This is a genomic window from Coprococcus sp. OM06-34AC (genome assembly GCF_003462545.1).
GTDB lineage: Bacteria > Bacillota > Clostridia > Lachnospirales > Lachnospiraceae > Coprococcus > Coprococcus aceti.
Window position 1 is genome coordinate 164,371 of sequence record NZ_QTZF01000005.1, and the last position, 17,252, is coordinate 181,622.

Genomic DNA, 17,252 nt, shown 5'->3' on the forward strand with positions numbered 1-17,252 from the left:
ATGCTCACTATTTGTGGTCTTCTCTTATATTCATTATTTATATCGATTACTCCTGAATTGCCTTGAATGCCTCGTCAAGATCCTCGATGATATCGTCTATGTTCTCAGTACCGATTGAAAGTCTGATAGTGTTCTGCTTGATTCCCTGATCGATAAGCTCAGCCTCATTCAGCTCTGAGTGAGTTGTTGATGCCGGGTGGATAGCCAGTGACTTTACATCAGCGACATTTGCAAGAAGTGAGAATATCTCCAGATTGTCAATGAACTTCTTGGCTGTCTCTGCGTCACCCTTGATCTCAAATGTGAAGATTGAACCACCACCGTTAGGGAAGTACTTCTTGTACAGTCTCTGCTGCTCAGGATCTGTTGAAACTGAAGGATGGTTTACCTTCTCAACAAGTGGATGATTGTTCAGGTACTCAACTACCTTGAGTGCATTTGATACATGTCTCTCAACACGGAGTGACAGTGTTTCAAGTCCCTGAAGGAATATCCATGAGTGTATTGGTGAGATCGTAGCACCTGTGTCACGGAGGAGGATAGCTCTGATCCTTGTGACAAATGCTGCAGGACCTGCTGCGTCTACAAAGCTTACGCCGTGGTAGCTCTCATTTGGCTCAGTGAGCTGTGGGAACTTGCCTGATGCCTTCCAGTCGAAGTTACCGCTGTCGATGATGACGCCACCGATAGTTGTTCCGTGTCCACCGATAAACTTTGTTGCTGAGTGAACTACGATGTCAGCGCCGTACTCGATAGGTCTTACGAGATATGGTGTTGCAAATGTGCTGTCGATCACAAGTGGAATCTTGTGTGCGTGAGCGATATTTGCAATTGTCTCGATATCTGAAACCTCTGAGTTAGGATTTCCAAGGACCTCGATGTAGAGAGCCTTTGTGTTCTCCTGAATAGCATCCTCAAATGCCTGTGGATCAAGTGGATCAACGAATGTTGTATCTACATTGTAATCCTTGAGTGTATGTGCAAGGAGATTGTATGTTCCGCCGTAGATATTCTTTGCTGCTACGATGTGGTCTCCTGCAAGTGCAAGGTTCTGAATTGTGTATGTTACTGCTGCTGCGCCTGAGCCAACTGCCAGTGCTGCAACGCCACCCTCGAGGGCTGCGATTCTTCTCTCAAATACATCCTCTGTTGGGTTTGTAAGTCTTCCGTAGATGTTGCCGGCATCCTTGAGTGCAAATCTGTCAGCTGCATGCTGTGAGTTGTGGAATACGAATGATGATGTCTGGTAGATTGGTACCGCTCTTGCATCCGTAACCGGGTCTGCTGTCTCCTGTCCTACGTGTAACTGTAATGTCTCAAACTTTAAATTTCTCTCTGCTCTTGTCTTCTTTGCCATGATCTTATTCTCCTTAAATTCAAATAGTTTATCTGTCATGCGCACCTGCCCATTCATCTTGTCATGTATATGAGCTCATGTGGCATTATACTCTTCTTTATTATCTTCTGTCTATTATGTATGATCTGTTATTTATATCTGTGTCATGATTATTTGTTCTGTGTTCGCTTTAACAGCAGCAACACATGACTTCTATGAAACACATTCGTCTGTCTTCGTTAAGGTACTGTGGTTTAAATGTACTTCCCAGCATATCAACACCTCTTTCTCGATTTTCGTCTTTGAAATTTGACTTGATCGCATCATTTCTGTGATTATTTTTACTTTTCACATAATTCCTACTCGGAAACTATGAATTAAGCATAGCTGTATATTACAGCCTAATTCCCACTTTGTCAATAGGTTTTTTATGAATTATCTTGATTGTTTTTTTTCAGATGTTATAATAGACGTGTAAATGATGTGAAATCATCAGTAAATACAGGCATTTGGGAGGTTTATATTATGAAAGTATCCACAAAAGGGCGTTACGCTCTGCGTTTCCTTATAAATATAGCATCGAGGACAGACGGCAAGCCAGTGAGCATCAAGGATGTTGCCGCACAGGAGGAAATATCCGAGAAATATCTTGAGCAGATCACTTCTGTGCTGAACTCCGGCGGGCTGGTGAAGAGCACCAGAGGTCCACAGGGAGGTTATCTTCTCCGAAAAGCCCCTGAAGACATAACAGTTGGAATGGTTTTAAGGCTCACTGAGGGCGGCATATCTCCTGTTGCGTGCCTTGATGCAGATGAATTCCAGTGCGAACGCGAGGCAAGATGCTCCACCATAGGTCTCTGGCGCAGACTGGACAAAGCGATCCGGGACGTGGTAGACACCACCACCATCGCTGACCTTGTGGCAGAAAGACCTGAGGCGGCAGATAACTATTGCATTTAAATCATATTTGCCCTATCAAAGCATAAAAGCATGTATATATGATTTCCAGCAGGGCAGCTGGGATTCATATATACATGCTTTTGTTATATTTTTATATTTTTGACTTCAAAATCCGTACAACTTTCTCAACATACGGCTTTACACCATTCCCAGGGAACACATCTTCCGGCATCTCAAATCCGTGTTCCTCACGGTACATATAATACCTGTTATCTATGTATTCACCATATTTTTCACAGAGATCATATACCTCCCTCAAATTATGCATTTATTTACAAAAAATAATACCCTGTCCTTGCGGACAGGGTAAGTGAACCTGTGGTATAAAATTTTCGCTCTTACTTGTGAGCCATTGTCTTGATCTCTGTGTCGATCTTCTGTACGAACTCGTCAAGTGGAAGAACTGTTGTGTCAGCCTCACCGTGGAGTCTGTATGATACTGTTCCGTTCTCAGCCTCGTTGAATCCGATTACGAGAAGGTATGGAACCTTCTGAACCTGACCCTCACGCATACGATAACCAAGCTTCTCTGCTCTGTCATCAAGCTCTACACGAACGTCGATGGCATCAAGGGCATCAACAACCTTGTGAGCATAAGCCATAAGATCCTCGTTGTCTGTCTTTACAGGCATAACTCTTACCTGTACAGGTGCAAGCCATGTTGGCAGATTGCCCTTTGTCTCCTCAAGGATGTAAGCCATGAATCTGTCGAGAGATCCAAGGATAGCTCTGTGGAGAACTACAGGTGTCTTCTTCTCGCCGTCCTTGTCGATATACTTCAGATCGAACTTAGCTGGCAGACAGAAGTCGAGCTGACATGTCGAGAGTGTATACTCATTTCCTACGGCCGGCTTAACATTTACATCAAGCTTTGGTCCGTAGAATGCAGCCTCACCGATCTCCTCTGTGTAATCGATTCCTATATCATCAAGAACTCTTCTGAGTGCATTCTCTGCTTTGTTCCACATCTCATCGTCATCGTGATACTTTACCTTGTCCTCTGGGTCACGGAGTGACAGTACGCATCTGTAATCTGTGATTCCGAAATCCTTGTATGTGTCAAATATGAGCTTAACAACTCCTGCAAACTCTTCCTCGATCTGGTCTGGTGTCACAAATATATGTGAATCGTTCTGACAGAAGTGTCTTCCTCTCTCAATACCCTTGAGTGTACCACTTGCCTCAAATCTGAAGTCGTGTGCGATCTCAGCGATCCTGATAGGAAGATCCTTATATGAGTGCATCTTGTTTGCATATATCATCATGTGGTGTGGGCAGTTCATTGGACGAAGTACAAATGACTCTCCCTCCATCTCCATTGCCGGGAACATGTTGTCCTTGTAGTGATCCCAGTGACCTGATGTCTTGTAGAGGTTTACTGTACCTACACAAGGTGTCATAACGTGGAGGTAGCCAAGCTTTCTCTCCTTGCGCTTGATATAGTTCTCAAGCTCCTGCCATACTGTATATCCCTTTGGAAGGAACATTGGAAGTCCACGTCCTACGAGGTCATCAACCATGAAGAGCTGCATGTCCTTGCCGATCTTTCTGTGGTCTCTCTCCTTAGCCTCTTCAAGTAACTGAAGATGCTCCTCAAGCTCCTCCTTTGTAGGGAAGCACACACCATATATTCTCTGAAGAACCTTGTTCTTGCTGTCGCCCTTCCAGTAAGCTCCTGAATGTCTGATGAGCTTAAAGTTACGGCAAAGCTTTACATTGTCTACGTGAGGTCCACGGCAGAGGTCTGTGAAATCACCCTGCTCATAGCATGTGATCGTTCCATCCTCAAGTCCATTTATAAGATCGAGCTTGTACTCGTCATCCTTGAACATCTCAAGAGCTTCTTCCTTGGATATCTCCTTGCGGATGATCTTCTTGCCGCTCTTGGCAACCTTCTTCATCTCTTTCTCGATGGCTGCGAGATCTTCCTCGCCTCTGATAACGTCATCGCCGAGATCTACATCGTAGTAGAATCCTTCTGCAACTACCGGTCCTACCCAGAACTTTGCCTGTGGGTACAGATGCTTGATAGCCTGTGCCATAAGATGTGCACAGGAATGATTCAGTGTCTTAAGCTGTTCGTCTTCTTTGAAATTAACCATGTCAGTTCTCCTTCTTACTTCTTATAAAGTGAAAATAAATTGCATGTAACAACTAAAAAAGCACCCTTAGATATAATCTATCTAAGGGTGCGTATGCACGTTTCCACCTTAACTTTTAACTCAATTATGCCTTTAACGCAGCTACGCGGTGACGCTTATATCGCGCACGGCTCGGGAGTGGTCTTCATGTGATATATCATAAGCTGCTCCCACCATATGTTCTGGCTCACGTCTGATTCATATCTGAGTCCGATTCACATATGCAGCTCTCTCTGGATGCATCCACCACACTACTCTTTCCGTCTATGCCTTTGTCATATCTGCCACCTAGTGTAGCACGATATATTTTTTTTCACAATAGTATTTTTTATTTTTTTGTCTTTATTTTTTCAACCATTTTCAGCCAATCAAACAGCCAACAGACTTCTCTCTACCTCATCTCCATGGAAAGACTCATATCCTGGCCGTCCACCATAAGAGTTCCCATGCTGCCGCATACCACAGGCATCATCGGTGACAGATGTCCGAGATCCACATCCATCACGACAGGCACATTGTATTTTCCTATGATCCCCAGCACAGCCTGATACTGGTCAAGGCCCATCATCTCCTGTCCGAACTGCAGCGGTCTGCCTATCATAAATCCCTTGCAGTATCTGAACCATCCGCCACCATCCATCTGCCACATGGCGCGCCTTATGGACATGACGTTCAGATCACATGACTCAAGGAACCAGATAAATCCATCATCCTTATATCTCTCAAGGAATTCGCCAACATGGTCAAACTTTGTTCCTATAAGGTTCACCAGACAATCCACGCAGCCACCTATCATTCGCCCGCTCACCTGGAACTTCTCAGGATAGCCCTTTATCACTCTTGGCTCTGTGATGTTGTATGGCAGGAATGGATGTTCCTCATCCCTGAGGGATTCCTTCTCCCATCCGTCATATCCGGCAAATGACAGTTTCTGTCCCTGAAGGACCGCCATAGCATCCGCAACTGATCGGTGCCACGGCTCTTGTCCAAATGCCGCCGCACACGGACCATATATGGACGCCGTATCGCACAATGTCGTGAGCAGGAATGTGAGATTTGTGTTGTCCGAATATCCCATAAACCACTTCGGATCTGCTGCCCTCAGTCTGTCCAAATCAACATAGTTAAGTATCTCGCACATGAGTTCTCCGCCGCCGCAGGATATGAGTGCATCGTTCTTCTCCGATGTGTAATAGTCATTTATCTCCTGACCGCACAGCTCCGGCTTGTTGCTGATTCCTATGCCTTCTCCGACATAACAGTTTGGCCCGATCTGTATACCAAAACCCATATTCCTGAAGTTCTCCTGCGCTCTGCCAAATGCAGTCTTATACGGCTCTGTATCACAGCCAAATGATGGCGCAACGAAACCTATCGCATCGCCCCTTTTTATAAATTTCGGAAATCTCATATATCATACACAGGTATTTCCTGCTTACCTCCTTCTTATCGTTTTATCATATTCAGACATCCGGTCCAAATCTCCAGACATCATAAATTTCTACATCAGTTTTAATATCCACTCAACCACGAACACCGTCACACACGCCGCAGCAGCCACAACTATAAGTCCCTTCTGCTTTATTCCAAGTATGAGTGCAACCGCAAATCCACACACAGCGCTTATGACACTCTCCGTACTGTATAGTATAGACGGAAGTGTCAGCGCCGTGAGACATGAATACGGTACATAATAGAGGAATGAATTGACGAATCTGTTCTCTATCTTCTTGCGGAATGCCACCAGCGGCACCATTCTTATGAGGTAGGTGACGACCGCCATGGTTATTATATATATGTATATATTCATCACTGCACCTCTTCTTTCTCAGCTCCCACAGGGAAGAATATAGCTCCGATCACAGACGCTGCCACAGTGCTTATGATTATGGCGATTCCCGTCGATATGAATTTGAATATCGGAACGTAATACAGCACGCATGATATGACTGCCGCCACAAGCGCAACTATGGCAACCGGTCTCGATTTCTTAGCGACCGGCATGACTATGGCAACGAACATTCCGTAGAGTGCCAAGCTTAATGCGCTGCTGATGGACTTCGGAAGGATCCCGGATGCCACCGCACCGAACAGCGTTCCGCCCGTCCAGCCGACTATCGGAAGGAGCTGAAGTCCTATCATATACCCAAATGTCAATTTCTTCACATGGCCCATCGCCACCGCAAATATCTCGTCAGTATTTGCAAATGCTATTACGAGTCTCTCCTTGATTCCAACTGCCTCCCCAAGCTTCTGTGAAAGTGACAGGCTCATGAGAGAATATCTCAGATTGATTATGAACTGGGTGAGTATCATCTCAACCAGCGTTCCCCCTGCAAGGATAATCTTGAGTCCTGCAAACTGTCCCGCACTGGTTACATTTGTCAGGCTTATGATGACCGCCTGAAAACTTGTGAGTCCGCCCTTTACCGCCAGCAGACCAAAACTAAAACTTACTGCGAAATACCCCAGTGCTATCGGTATTCCATCCTTTAACCCTTTTCTAAATTCCATCTTAAATACTACTTCTTTCGTGACAAATTATGTTATCTCTTCCTTCTGCGTCCTCCGCAGTCGTAACACTTTACATACTTCCACACAAATCTGTCCTTGAACCCAAGGCCAAGATATGTGTATGCCCTTACCTTTGTATACAGCTTTCTGGCAGCCGCGATCTGCCTGTCATCCGGCTCAACGCGTCCGTATACAGCAGCCTGAACCCATTTTATAAACTCTGTGAACTCATCGCCCTTTATAAAGCTGCACGACTCCGTGACAGTGTCGGCATACTCCGTGTCGTTCTCACTGACGTTCTCTATGGCACCAGAAAACACCATCATATCATACATCGCCGTGGACATCTCGTATATAGCTGATATCCTGTTTCTTCCCACAAGCCTGCGTCTCCTGCGCGCAACTATCGTCCTTCTTCTGAAGATGACTGCGCCCCACAATATCAGTATCACGGCAAGCACAACAACGACTGTTCTGAACACTCTGTTCTGTACAAGCTCCGACAGACCATCCCCGGCATCCCCTGGTGATCCCGACTGCGCATCTCCACTGCCATCATTCGGGACATCGACCTGATTACCATTTTCTCCTGTGCCATTTGAAGAATCACCATCCGTCTCCGTAGTGACTTCTGTATTCTCTGACATCTGGGTTGTCGAATCAGTTGTCGCCTCCGTTGTTACATCCGGACTTGAAGTCTCCTCAGAAGTCTCCGGCTCCTCTGTATCATCCGATGAATTGTCCGCAGTATTATCACCGCTGTAATCCGGTTCCTTCGGTATCCCCAAAGTATCCGCCCTGTCTCCAAGCGGTGTGGCATCCACGATCACCCAGTCACCGGCATCCTCACTGTACGCTTCAATCCACGCATGACTGTATTTATCCAGAACCACCGCACGGTATGTTCCATCCGACTGCTTTATCCACGCAGACGACGGCACCACATAACCTGTATTATACACGGTGGAGATTCCCAGTATCCTGAAGCCCACCGCCGCCGCAGAAGCAAAGTGAACACAATATCCCTCATGAACGTCATACATCGCACTGTTGACCGGATCCTCACCCTCGGTAAATTTCTTTGGTGCTGTGGTATATGACATATGCTGTCTTATATATGTCACCAATTTGTCCATGACCTCATTGGAAAACTTCTTATCTGGCGCATATCCCTGTATCTCTGATTCGTATCTTGCAAATGTATCCTTATCATAATACACCATGACCTCATCATCAGGGCTGTGTCCATCCGCCCTTCCGTGCCACGACCCATTCTCATATGTAACATAGCTTCTCGACTTGACGTAGAGATTTCCCTGAGGCTTATCCTCCCTGATTATCTCATCCACAACTTCATCACCGGGATTGACCTCAGAATCATCCACCTTATAGTAACCTGAATATCCTTTGTTACTTTCCCCCGACAGAAAATATTCCATATTGTCCACCATGTCGAGCAGTTTCCCTTGTTCCTTCACACCTCTGTCGTATACGCTGTCATATACAAGAAGGGTGACAACAAGGCACGCGGCAAATACCGTCACAGGAACTGCAATGTTCCACACCACCGACAGCGGCTGTCCCATTCTCATGAGAACATATCTAGCCACGATAAGTGACAATACAGTAAGCACTACTCCGGGTGCACTCACAGGTACACTGAGTGTTGCGCCAGCAAGCATAACCAAAAATGCAAGTCCGATAGCTATCATCAGACTGTTACACCTGTATATCATATAAGTGGCAAAGAACATTGACACCGCCACTATAAAAAGCACAAATTCCGTCACAGCACTCACGCTGACATAGTCAAGATCTATGAGTCCTGTCTTTATCCCATAAACCTTTTTCAGATCATATGCTATGCTGTATACCATGCCCTTTCCTCCGGCATAGAGCAGCTTTCTTCTGGCAAGCCCCCAACCCAGCAACACAGTAACCGGAACCACAATATCCAGTATCCTCTGTTCTTTTCTCAAAATGTACCACAGAGAATAAACCAGTGCTATCACCAGACTTCCTATGATATACGCACCCACAAGATTGGTGGAGTCCATATATTTATTTATATCCGAGCTGTATGCGATATCGCCCACAAGGTATGTCATACCAAGCGACAACGCCCATACAGCCAGTCCCAAAACAACTCTCAATTCCACACCTCTGTAATTCTATGATGATGCCTGGAGAATCTACACCGTGATATAGGATTTTGCAAGATCCTCCTTTATGGTTTCAAATCCCACCTGAAAACTTTCATCTCCACACTCTATATTGCCATTCATGTCTATGTCGATGAAGCTTGTGAAATCCTCACCTCTGTATCTCTCTCTGTACATTCCTATCACATCGTAGCTGTCATTTGTCCTGGCATCCACATACGACAACCTTGCAGCGGCATCGTACACATCCTCCTCACGGACTATGCGGTATCTCGTTATGGACATCTCCTCCGGATCATACCACGCTATAAAGTGAGGGACTTTAACATCTATCAGTGAAAAGCTCACCGATACCATGGATTCCAGCGCAACAGACATTGCCTGTCCATAGTGACGGCAGTTTCTTCCATCGAGATCCATACAGATGATGACCGGACACGACAATGCCTTTGATGTATCCCTGACCATTATCTCATCCTGTCTGGCCGACAACTTCCAGTGGATACGGGTCATCCTGTCTCCAGGTCTGTACTCTCTCACCTGATACACCTCGGTCGAGTCATCGCTTCTCACATCCGAATAATATACATCACTGTCCGTCACAAAATCTCTTGTGTTCTTCGTGACCTCCACCGGAACGAGATAGCACTGAGGCAATACGTAAATGTACGCCGTTCCACCAACCTTTTTCCTGATTGAGAAAATATGGAAAGCATCATATATCCTGACGCCCGATGCCTTTATCTCGTATCTTCCGCTGACATCCAGCTTCATCTTTCCCACGCACTTTCCATACCTGTCATCTATCTGTTCAAATGTACTCTTCTTCTTTTTCTTCATACCCGGAGCAAGAACACTGAACACCGCTGCCACATGGGGTACCTGACCACCGGTGGCAGATACCGCAAGTTCCGGACAAAATGTACTGTTCTTCTCAACCACAGGTATATTCATCTGCATCTTAACACTGGTTCTTATGTATCGCACGATCAGCCCGGCTATAAGACTCAGCATGACAGCAGTCATGATCACCGCTGCGAAAAAGTATGATTTTTCTTTATTGATTATTCCTATATATACACATGCCCCTATCAGGACAATATACAATATTCCTCGTCTCATACGACATCCTACCACTACACGCTTCCAAATCTCATGCTACTTTTTCGCCGAACTTCTTCGTCTAACCGACGGTTTGTACACCCTCTCCATTATGTCCTTGAGCACAGCCTCCTGTGTTATGTGGTTCACCCTTGCCTTGGCACTTAAGACTATCCTGTGTCTTATGACGTCCGTCCACACCATCTGCACATCCTCAGGTATGACAAAATCTCTCCCGCTTATATATGCCCAGCTCTTCGCCATCTTGGTGAGGGCTATCGTTCCTCTTGGACTCACTCCTAGCTCAAGGCTTGGATTCTCTCTGGTTCCAACAACAAGCTGGCCTATATAAGAATACACGTCATCGCTGACCTTGACATGCTTTACTTCCTCCCTGATAAGCCGTAGCTCAGACGCACCTATTACAGGCTGTACATCCTGAAAGCCATCAGCGGAGGTTCTTCCCTTAACTATATCCAGCTCGCTCTCTATGGATGGATATCCCAGCTTAAGGCACACCATAAATCTGTCGAGCTGGGAATCAGGAAGAAGCTGTGTTCCGGCACTGCCGATAGGGTTCTCCGTGGCAATTACTATAAATGGATCCGGAACCTGATATGTCACTCCATCCACAGTCACATGTCCCTCCTCCATAACCTCGAGAAGTGCCGACTGTGTCTTTGGAGATGTTCTGTTTATCTCATCTGCGAGGAACAGATTGCACATAACAGCACCCGGTCTGTACACAAACTGATTTGTCGCCTTGTCGTACATCGTAAATCCCGTTATATCTCCCGGAAGGACATCCGGTGTAAACTGGACTCTCTTGTTCTGGAGCCCCATTGCATTTGCAAATGCAAGAGCCATCGTCGTCTTGCCGACTCCCGGTACATCGTCCATGAGAATGTTACCGCCTGCGATTATCGCCGCCATTATCTTGGCAATACACACATCCTTGCCTATGACGACCTTCTTCACCTCATCTATAACGTCCATTACCTTGTCATTATAATTCATCTCGTTCTCCCATCCTTCAGATTATCTGTCTACATACGCAACAGGGAGGAAGCTCTTCCACTTCCTCCCTGTTATCATTGCTGCTGAAGCTTCGCCTTTACCGTCTCTATATTATTCATTATAACTCTGTATGTATCATTGTCCCCATAGACACTGTAGAGTTCTTCTGCCGCAAGCTGATAAAATTTGAGTGCCTGCTGGTAGTCCTCCTGTCTGTACCACACCTCTGCAACAGCAGACAGCGCAGCACTGTAGTGATATCCTCTGACACCCTTGAGCTGATATCTGCGCACCGCCTCCGTCAGCTTGTCCTGAGCTTCCTTGAGCCGACCTGCCCTGAGAAGGCTCTCGCCGAGATTGGCATATGTGGCAACAATCTCCGTACCGGCATTCTCATGTCTTTCTATGATGCTGAGCGCGTGCTCCAGTGCATCAACAGCCTTGTCATAATCGCCAAGCTCCTGATAAATGAGCGCCACGTTGTTATAATAACCCGCCAGCAATATATCATATGGACCGAGCTGCTCCGAATATATGTCATACACCTTCCTGCAATAGGACAGGGCTTCCAACAGGTTACCTGCAGCCCTGTTCTCATTTGCAATATTCATGAGAGCGGTTCCATATGGAACTGTATCTTCAATCCCCATCTTATGAGCGAGCCTCATGACCTGCCTGCAAAAATACAGTGCCTTGTCGTGTTCTCCCGTGGTGCGGTGAAAACCGATAAGCTCATTGTATATCGCAAGCATGGAATCAGTATCCTTTTCATATTCAGCATCGCTGAGTGCCTGGGTAAGGTATCTCTCCACCTCCGGCAGTCTGTTCTCTGCGAACAGCTTATCAAGCCCGCTAAAAACCTCATTTATATTCATATAGTCAACCTCAATTTCTCTCACAATATCCTGTCATCACATCATAACACAATATTCGATTCATTTACAGACCCATTAAGGAAATCCATGGCATTGTCCAGAGTGGTCCTGCTTATCGCCTCCAGTGCCTCCTCTGTAAGAAATCCCTGATGAGACGTCACTATCACATTTGGAAATGACAACAGTCTCGCAGTGATCGAGGACTCCAGTATGTCATCCTCCCTGTTCTCAAATACATTTGGAGTCTCCTCCTCGTATACATCCAGCCCGATTCCGAAGAATTTTCTGCTTCTGATCCCAGCTATGAGATCGTCGGTCTTGATGAGTGCACCTCTGGAGGTATTCACCAGGATCACGTGATCCTTCATCATGCCAATGGTCTCTTCATTTATCATATGGTAGGTCTCGTCGGTCAGCGGGCAGTGAAGCGATATAAGATCAGATCCCGCCAGAAGCTCAGGGAGCTCCACATATCTGACAAAATCAAGGTCCGGATTCTTATACATATCGTAAGCGATCACATCCATTCCAAATCCATGACATATCCTCGCCATGGCAGCCCCGATCTTACCGGTTCCGACGATACCGGCTGTCTTGCCGTAGAAGTTCATGCCTGTAAGTCCGACCAGACTGAAGTTGTTCTCCCTCACCTTTATATAGCTCTTGTGCAGTCTCCTGTTCACCGCCATGGCAAGTGCCATCGCATGCTCCGCCACAGCCTCAGGCGAATAGCCCGGAACCCTCATCACAGTTATACCGCATTTTTTTGCCGCATCCATATCCACGTTGTTGAAGCCCGCGCATCTCATCAGTATAAGCTTCACGCCCGCATCACTCAGCGCATTCACAACGGGTGCACTCACATCCGAGCTGACAAATGCACATATGGCGTCATACCCCTTTGCAAGTCTTGCGGTCTTCACCGACAGATCTGTGTCCACATAATCTATGGTCAGCTTGTCGTACTGATCTTTTATCGCATCGAACGACTCCATGTCATAACGCTTTGTATCATAAAATAATATATTCATATCTGTTCCTCCTGTTTTTTCCTCTATCGGTATAATGTGTAGCATTGCTTTTTTCTATGTACAAAAACGGAGATTCTCTGAACTGTGTACAGAGGATCTCCGATTATTATTTGCGTGACAGTATAGCTGTAAGTCCCTGTGTCGGAACGTGTGAGTCATCGTCATTCAGCATGTTCGGCAGTGTGAGTGTCGCCTCATACACCTTGCCCTTTCTGCAGGTCGTGAATGATCCATTCATCTCCTCCGCCATCTTCTGACATGTCAATGTTCCTATGTGTGTGCTCTCCGCCTTGCCACCTTCTGGATTTATATAATTTCTGAAATAAATTCTTACCTTTCTCCGGTCTATATATACCCTTATATCTATGCTTTTTGATTTGTCCGAATACTTTCTGATGTTGGTAAATACATTGTCGGTTATTCTCTTCATACCCTGAAGATCAACGTATATTTCGGCTTCCTTGTCCGAGATATCAATGTCGAACTGATATCCATTCTCGCCCAGGAGCACAACATACTCTCCAAGCATCTGGTCAAGGAACGGCCCCGCCGGGAACATCTCCATGTTGAGATCCTCACCGCCCTTTGAATATACATAGAAGTATCTGAACATCTTGTCCGACATCGTCCTGAGCTGCTCCGCCTTCTCAGCACTTATCCTTATGTATTCGTCAAGCTCCTCCTGGGATGAATACTCCTTGTTCTGCATGAGCTCCAGATATCCCGCCATGACTGTGAGCGGAGTTCTTATATCATGGGCCATGGCTGTGACCAGATCACTGTTCGCCTGCCATGCCTCACGCTCCCTGCTGAGCTGCTCAATAATGGTCTGCCTCATGGTGTCTACATTCTCCGCCAGCATACAGATCTCATCCTGACCGTGTATTGTTATCGGCCCATTGATATCCACATCCTTGATATCCATGACCTCATTTGTGAGGCGTCTCATTCTGCCTATCTCTCTTCCGAAATAGACTATTATCACACCGATGAACAGGATACAGCATATGACAAATATCGCTATCTCTCCGACATCCTTGATCGTATCATCCGAATAGTCAACTATGCAGACATCAAACACTCCATCCTTGAATAGAACAGGATAGAAATCGTAGTCAAATTCATTGAGGTCTCCTCGCAGCATGCTGGAATTGCCGTAGTAAGCTCCCTCATCCGCGGTCACCGCATCGGATTTCTTCTGGGATTCGCTGCTCGAGGATGCCTTCCTCTTGATCTTTCTGATATTTCCATAGTTGTCCTGTAACAGAATGATTATCTCACCAGTCTCCGAATTCGTTATGACATATTTGTATGCGCCCTTCTTCTCTATCATCCAGTCAGAGTCGAATACTATATCATTGTTGTTATAAATCAGTATGTACACATTGTCGTGCTGCTCCTGCCATGCCCTGAGTGCCTGCGTATCCGTAGCCTTTATGGAATGGCTAGTCACATATGAAGCAAAGCTCTGGATCTGTCTGGCGGATCTCTTCTGTGTATTCGTGTCACTCATGTATACATTTTTCATGTAGCTGTTCAGTGCAAATGTTCCTGCAAAAAAAGCCGATATGGACAATATTAGCCCAAGCAGTATGATCACAAACAGCTTTACCCTGAGTGTCCGCTTAAATGGCATCTTCATATCAGTCTACCTGATATCCCTTTCCATATATGGTCCTAATGATCTCAGGCTGCGCTGAGTTGTCCTCTATCTTCTGTCTGAGTCTGAGTATGTGTACCATGACCGTATTGGAAGATGAAGGAAGATACTTCTCCTGCCATATATTCTCGTAGAGTGCCTCGAGTGACCATGGCTTTCCTCTGTGCTCCACCAGGAAGAACAGAAGTGCATACTCCTTGTCGGTGAGCTTGATGACCTCACCGTTCTTGATCACAATCCTCTTAAATGAGTCAATATTTATATTGCCGACTGAGATATTCTTTGGATCGGTCTCTGATTTTCCGCGGTACACCTTGTATCTTCTGATAAGAGCATTCACCTTGCGGTTAAACTCGCTCTGGGTGAATGGCTTTGCCAGGAAATCATCGCCACCCACATCGTATGCCTCGTTCTGATCCGGCTCCTTCGTCTTCGCCGTCAAGAAGAGGACTGGGATAGATGAAAACTCTCTGATCTGCTGGCATGCCTCAGTACCTGAAAGCTTTGGCATCATTATGTCCATAACTATGAGATCGATGTCCTTGTCCGCACGCACGGTCTCGACAGCCTCAACTCCATCGGCAGCCTCCACAACATCGTATCCAAGTCTCTTGAGATATATATTGAGCAGCGTTCTGATGTCCTGCTCGTCGTCCACTATAAGTACTTTTACAGATTCTTTTTCGTTCTCCATATCGCATTACTCCTTATCCACACCAAATGTATGTACATTATAACAAATACTCATATCTTTATTCCATTCTAAACTTCTTTGTAAGGAAATTTAAGTCATAAAAAAACGGGAACCCTCACTATGTGAGAAGTCCCCGCCTTTTCTTTATAAAATGATTGGAAGAGCTATAGTTAGGTGTGTCTAACTGTTTCTGAGTATATCCAAATTGCCAACATATGTCAATAACCTGCCCGCCATTTGTAATGATAACATTTATCAGTTTGCTCTTCTCTCCTGTCTTCTTCGCTTTATGCCTCTCCATGCCCCCATGATCATGTCCCTGTACACGCCAGGATTGAATATGAGCAGCAATGGGAAGAGCTCCAGTCGTCCCGCAAGCATGTCAAACATCAGAACATACTTGGTAAATCCCGTCAGCCCGCCAAAGTTTCTGGTAGGTCCTACCTCGGAAAGACCCGGTCCTATATTGTTGAGACACGATGCCACCGCAGTGAAGTTGGTCACCAGATCCCTGCCCTCAAGAGACACAAGAAATACAGACAGGGTAAATATTCCCATCAGCGTGATGAAGTATACATTTACCGCCCTGACTACCTCGTGCTCCACCGGTTTGCCATCCATGTTTATCTTCTTGATATTCTTCGGATGGAAATACGAACTCAGTTCCTTGACAACGGTCTTGAACATTATCACGAGTCTCGACACCTTCATACCGCCACCGGTGCTTCCCGCACAAGCTCCGACAAACATCAGGATGACCAGCACCGTCTTACAGGTCTGTGACCACTGGTCAAAATCCGCCGATGCGTAACCCGTCGTGGTGATGATCGATGCCACCTGGAAGGCCGCATGTCGCAGGGCATCCCACATATTTGACATGGTGTTCATCAGACTTACAAACAGTATCACCACCGATGTCAGGATGATGAGGAAATATGTCCTGACCTCCTCCATGGAAAGTGCCTTTCGGATGTTCCTGAACAGCACAAAATAATAAAAGTTGAAATTCACACCAAACAATATCATGAACACAGTTACAACCCACTGTATATATGGTGAGAAGCTTCCAAAGCTGTCGTTCTTTATTCCAAAACCGCCTGTTCCGGCTGTTCCAAATGCCGTACACAGAGCATCGAACAATGACATATGTCCAAACATAAGGAAAATGACCTCCAGAACCGTCATTCCGAAGTAGATAACATACAATATCCTGGCAGTGTGCTTGAGTCTTGGAACAAGCTTTCCAACGGATGGTCCCGGGCTCTCCGCCTTCATCAGGTTCATATTTGAACCGGACGCACTGTTCATCGGAATGATGGCAAGCAGGAACACCAGAACTCCCATACCGCCTATCCAGTGGGTAAAGCATCTCCACAGCATCATGCCGTGTGACATACTCTCCACATCGCTCAGTATGCTGGCTCCCGTTGTGGTGAATCCCGATATGGTCTCAAACAGTGCATTTGTGAATGAAGGGATCTCCCCTGAAATGACAAATGGCATGCAGCCAAATATACTGAGCAGTATCCAACTGAATGCCGTAGCTACACATCCCTCTTTGAGATATATGGTCTGATTTGCCGGTTTTCTAAGTGTCATAAGCGTTCCTATCACAAGACATGATATTATGACTATAAGGAACGCAAATATTTCATGTTCCTGATATATGAGAGATGTCAGGCATGGAATGATCATGAGCAGACCCTCAAGTCTTATGATCTGGCCAAGTATAAATACTATCATGGAATTATTCATAATCTT

14 protein-coding genes are annotated in these 17,252 nt (G+C 45.9%); 1 reads left to right on the forward strand and 13 read right to left on the reverse strand.

Translation table 11 applies throughout. The features are described from left to right. Positions 1-46 precede the first annotated feature (46 nt). Positions 47-1,357: an O-acetylhomoserine aminocarboxypropyltransferase/cysteine synthase family protein gene (locus DXB91_RS09885; RefSeq protein WP_015534026.1), complete on the reverse strand. Its 1,311-nt coding sequence runs from the start codon at positions 1,355-1,357 to the stop codon at positions 47-49. A gap of 504 nt (positions 1,358-1,861) precedes the next feature. On the opposite strand from DXB91_RS09885, the gene DXB91_RS09890 reads away from it, so the two are divergent. Further along, positions 1,862-2,296, forward strand: coding sequence for an RrF2 family transcriptional regulator (locus DXB91_RS09890; RefSeq protein ID WP_015534027.1), 435 nt, complete (start codon positions 1,862-1,864; stop codon positions 2,294-2,296). A gap of 338 nt (positions 2,297-2,634) precedes the next feature. Here DXB91_RS09890 and thrS read toward each other — a convergent pair whose 3' ends face one another. From thrS to DXB91_RS09950, 12 genes are all read right to left on the reverse strand, one after another. Then, positions 2,635-4,398, reverse strand: coding sequence for a threonine--tRNA ligase (gene thrS / locus DXB91_RS09895; RefSeq protein WP_118017804.1), 1,764 nt, complete (start codon positions 4,396-4,398; stop codon positions 2,635-2,637). Positions 4,399-4,828: 430 nt separating this feature from the next. Continuing rightward, positions 4,829-5,848, reverse strand: a complete 1,020-nt coding sequence (locus tag DXB91_RS09900; RefSeq protein WP_118017806.1) for a S66 family peptidase — start codon at positions 5,846-5,848, stop codon at positions 4,829-4,831. A gap of 90 nt (positions 5,849-5,938) precedes the next feature. After that, positions 5,939-6,247: an AzlD domain-containing protein gene (locus DXB91_RS09905; RefSeq protein WP_117874832.1), complete on the reverse strand. Its 309-nt coding sequence runs from the start codon at positions 6,245-6,247 to the stop codon at positions 5,939-5,941. Next, the gene (locus DXB91_RS09910; RefSeq protein ID WP_117874835.1) at positions 6,247-6,951 is read right to left on the reverse strand and encodes an AzlC family ABC transporter permease; all 705 of its coding nucleotides are present in this window, start codon (positions 6,949-6,951) and stop codon (positions 6,247-6,249) included. The genes DXB91_RS09905 and DXB91_RS09910 overlap by 1 nt, the downstream gene beginning before the upstream one ends. A gap of 32 nt (positions 6,952-6,983) precedes the next feature. Then, complete coding sequence (locus DXB91_RS09915; protein WP_117874836.1) at positions 6,984-9,104, reverse strand: transglutaminase-like domain-containing protein; 2,121 nt, start codon at positions 9,102-9,104, stop codon at positions 6,984-6,986. Positions 9,105-9,143: 39 nt separating this feature from the next. Then, positions 9,144-10,235: a DUF58 domain-containing protein gene (locus DXB91_RS09920; RefSeq protein WP_015534030.1), complete on the reverse strand. Its 1,092-nt coding sequence runs from the start codon at positions 10,233-10,235 to the stop codon at positions 9,144-9,146. Positions 10,236-10,271: 36 nt separating this feature from the next. After that, the gene (locus DXB91_RS09925) at positions 10,272-11,231 is read right to left on the reverse strand and encodes an AAA family ATPase (protein WP_015534031.1); all 960 of its coding nucleotides are present in this window, start codon (positions 11,229-11,231) and stop codon (positions 10,272-10,274) included. Positions 11,232-11,305: 74 nt separating this feature from the next. Beyond that, a complete protein-coding gene (locus DXB91_RS09930; RefSeq protein WP_015534032.1) occupies positions 11,306-12,106 on the reverse strand; it encodes a tetratricopeptide repeat protein in 801 nt (266 codons plus the stop codon). A 41-nt stretch (positions 12,107-12,147) separates the two neighbouring features. Next, complete coding sequence (locus DXB91_RS09935; protein WP_015534033.1) at positions 12,148-13,137, reverse strand: 2-hydroxyacid dehydrogenase; 990 nt, start codon at positions 13,135-13,137, stop codon at positions 12,148-12,150. A 106-nt stretch (positions 13,138-13,243) separates the two neighbouring features. Then, positions 13,244-14,779 (reverse strand): HAMP domain-containing sensor histidine kinase, encoded by a 1,536-nt coding sequence (locus DXB91_RS09940; protein ID WP_118017808.1) that lies wholly within the window; start codon positions 14,777-14,779, stop codon positions 13,244-13,246. A 1-nt stretch (position 14,780) separates the two neighbouring features. Further along, positions 14,781-15,491, reverse strand: coding sequence for a response regulator transcription factor (locus DXB91_RS09945; protein ID WP_015534035.1), 711 nt, complete (start codon positions 15,489-15,491; stop codon positions 14,781-14,783). Between the two features lie 255 nt (positions 15,492-15,746). Next, a complete protein-coding gene (locus DXB91_RS09950; protein WP_117551151.1) occupies positions 15,747-17,246 on the reverse strand; it encodes a TrkH family potassium uptake protein in 1,500 nt (499 codons plus the stop codon). Positions 17,247-17,252: the final 6 nt, after the last annotated feature.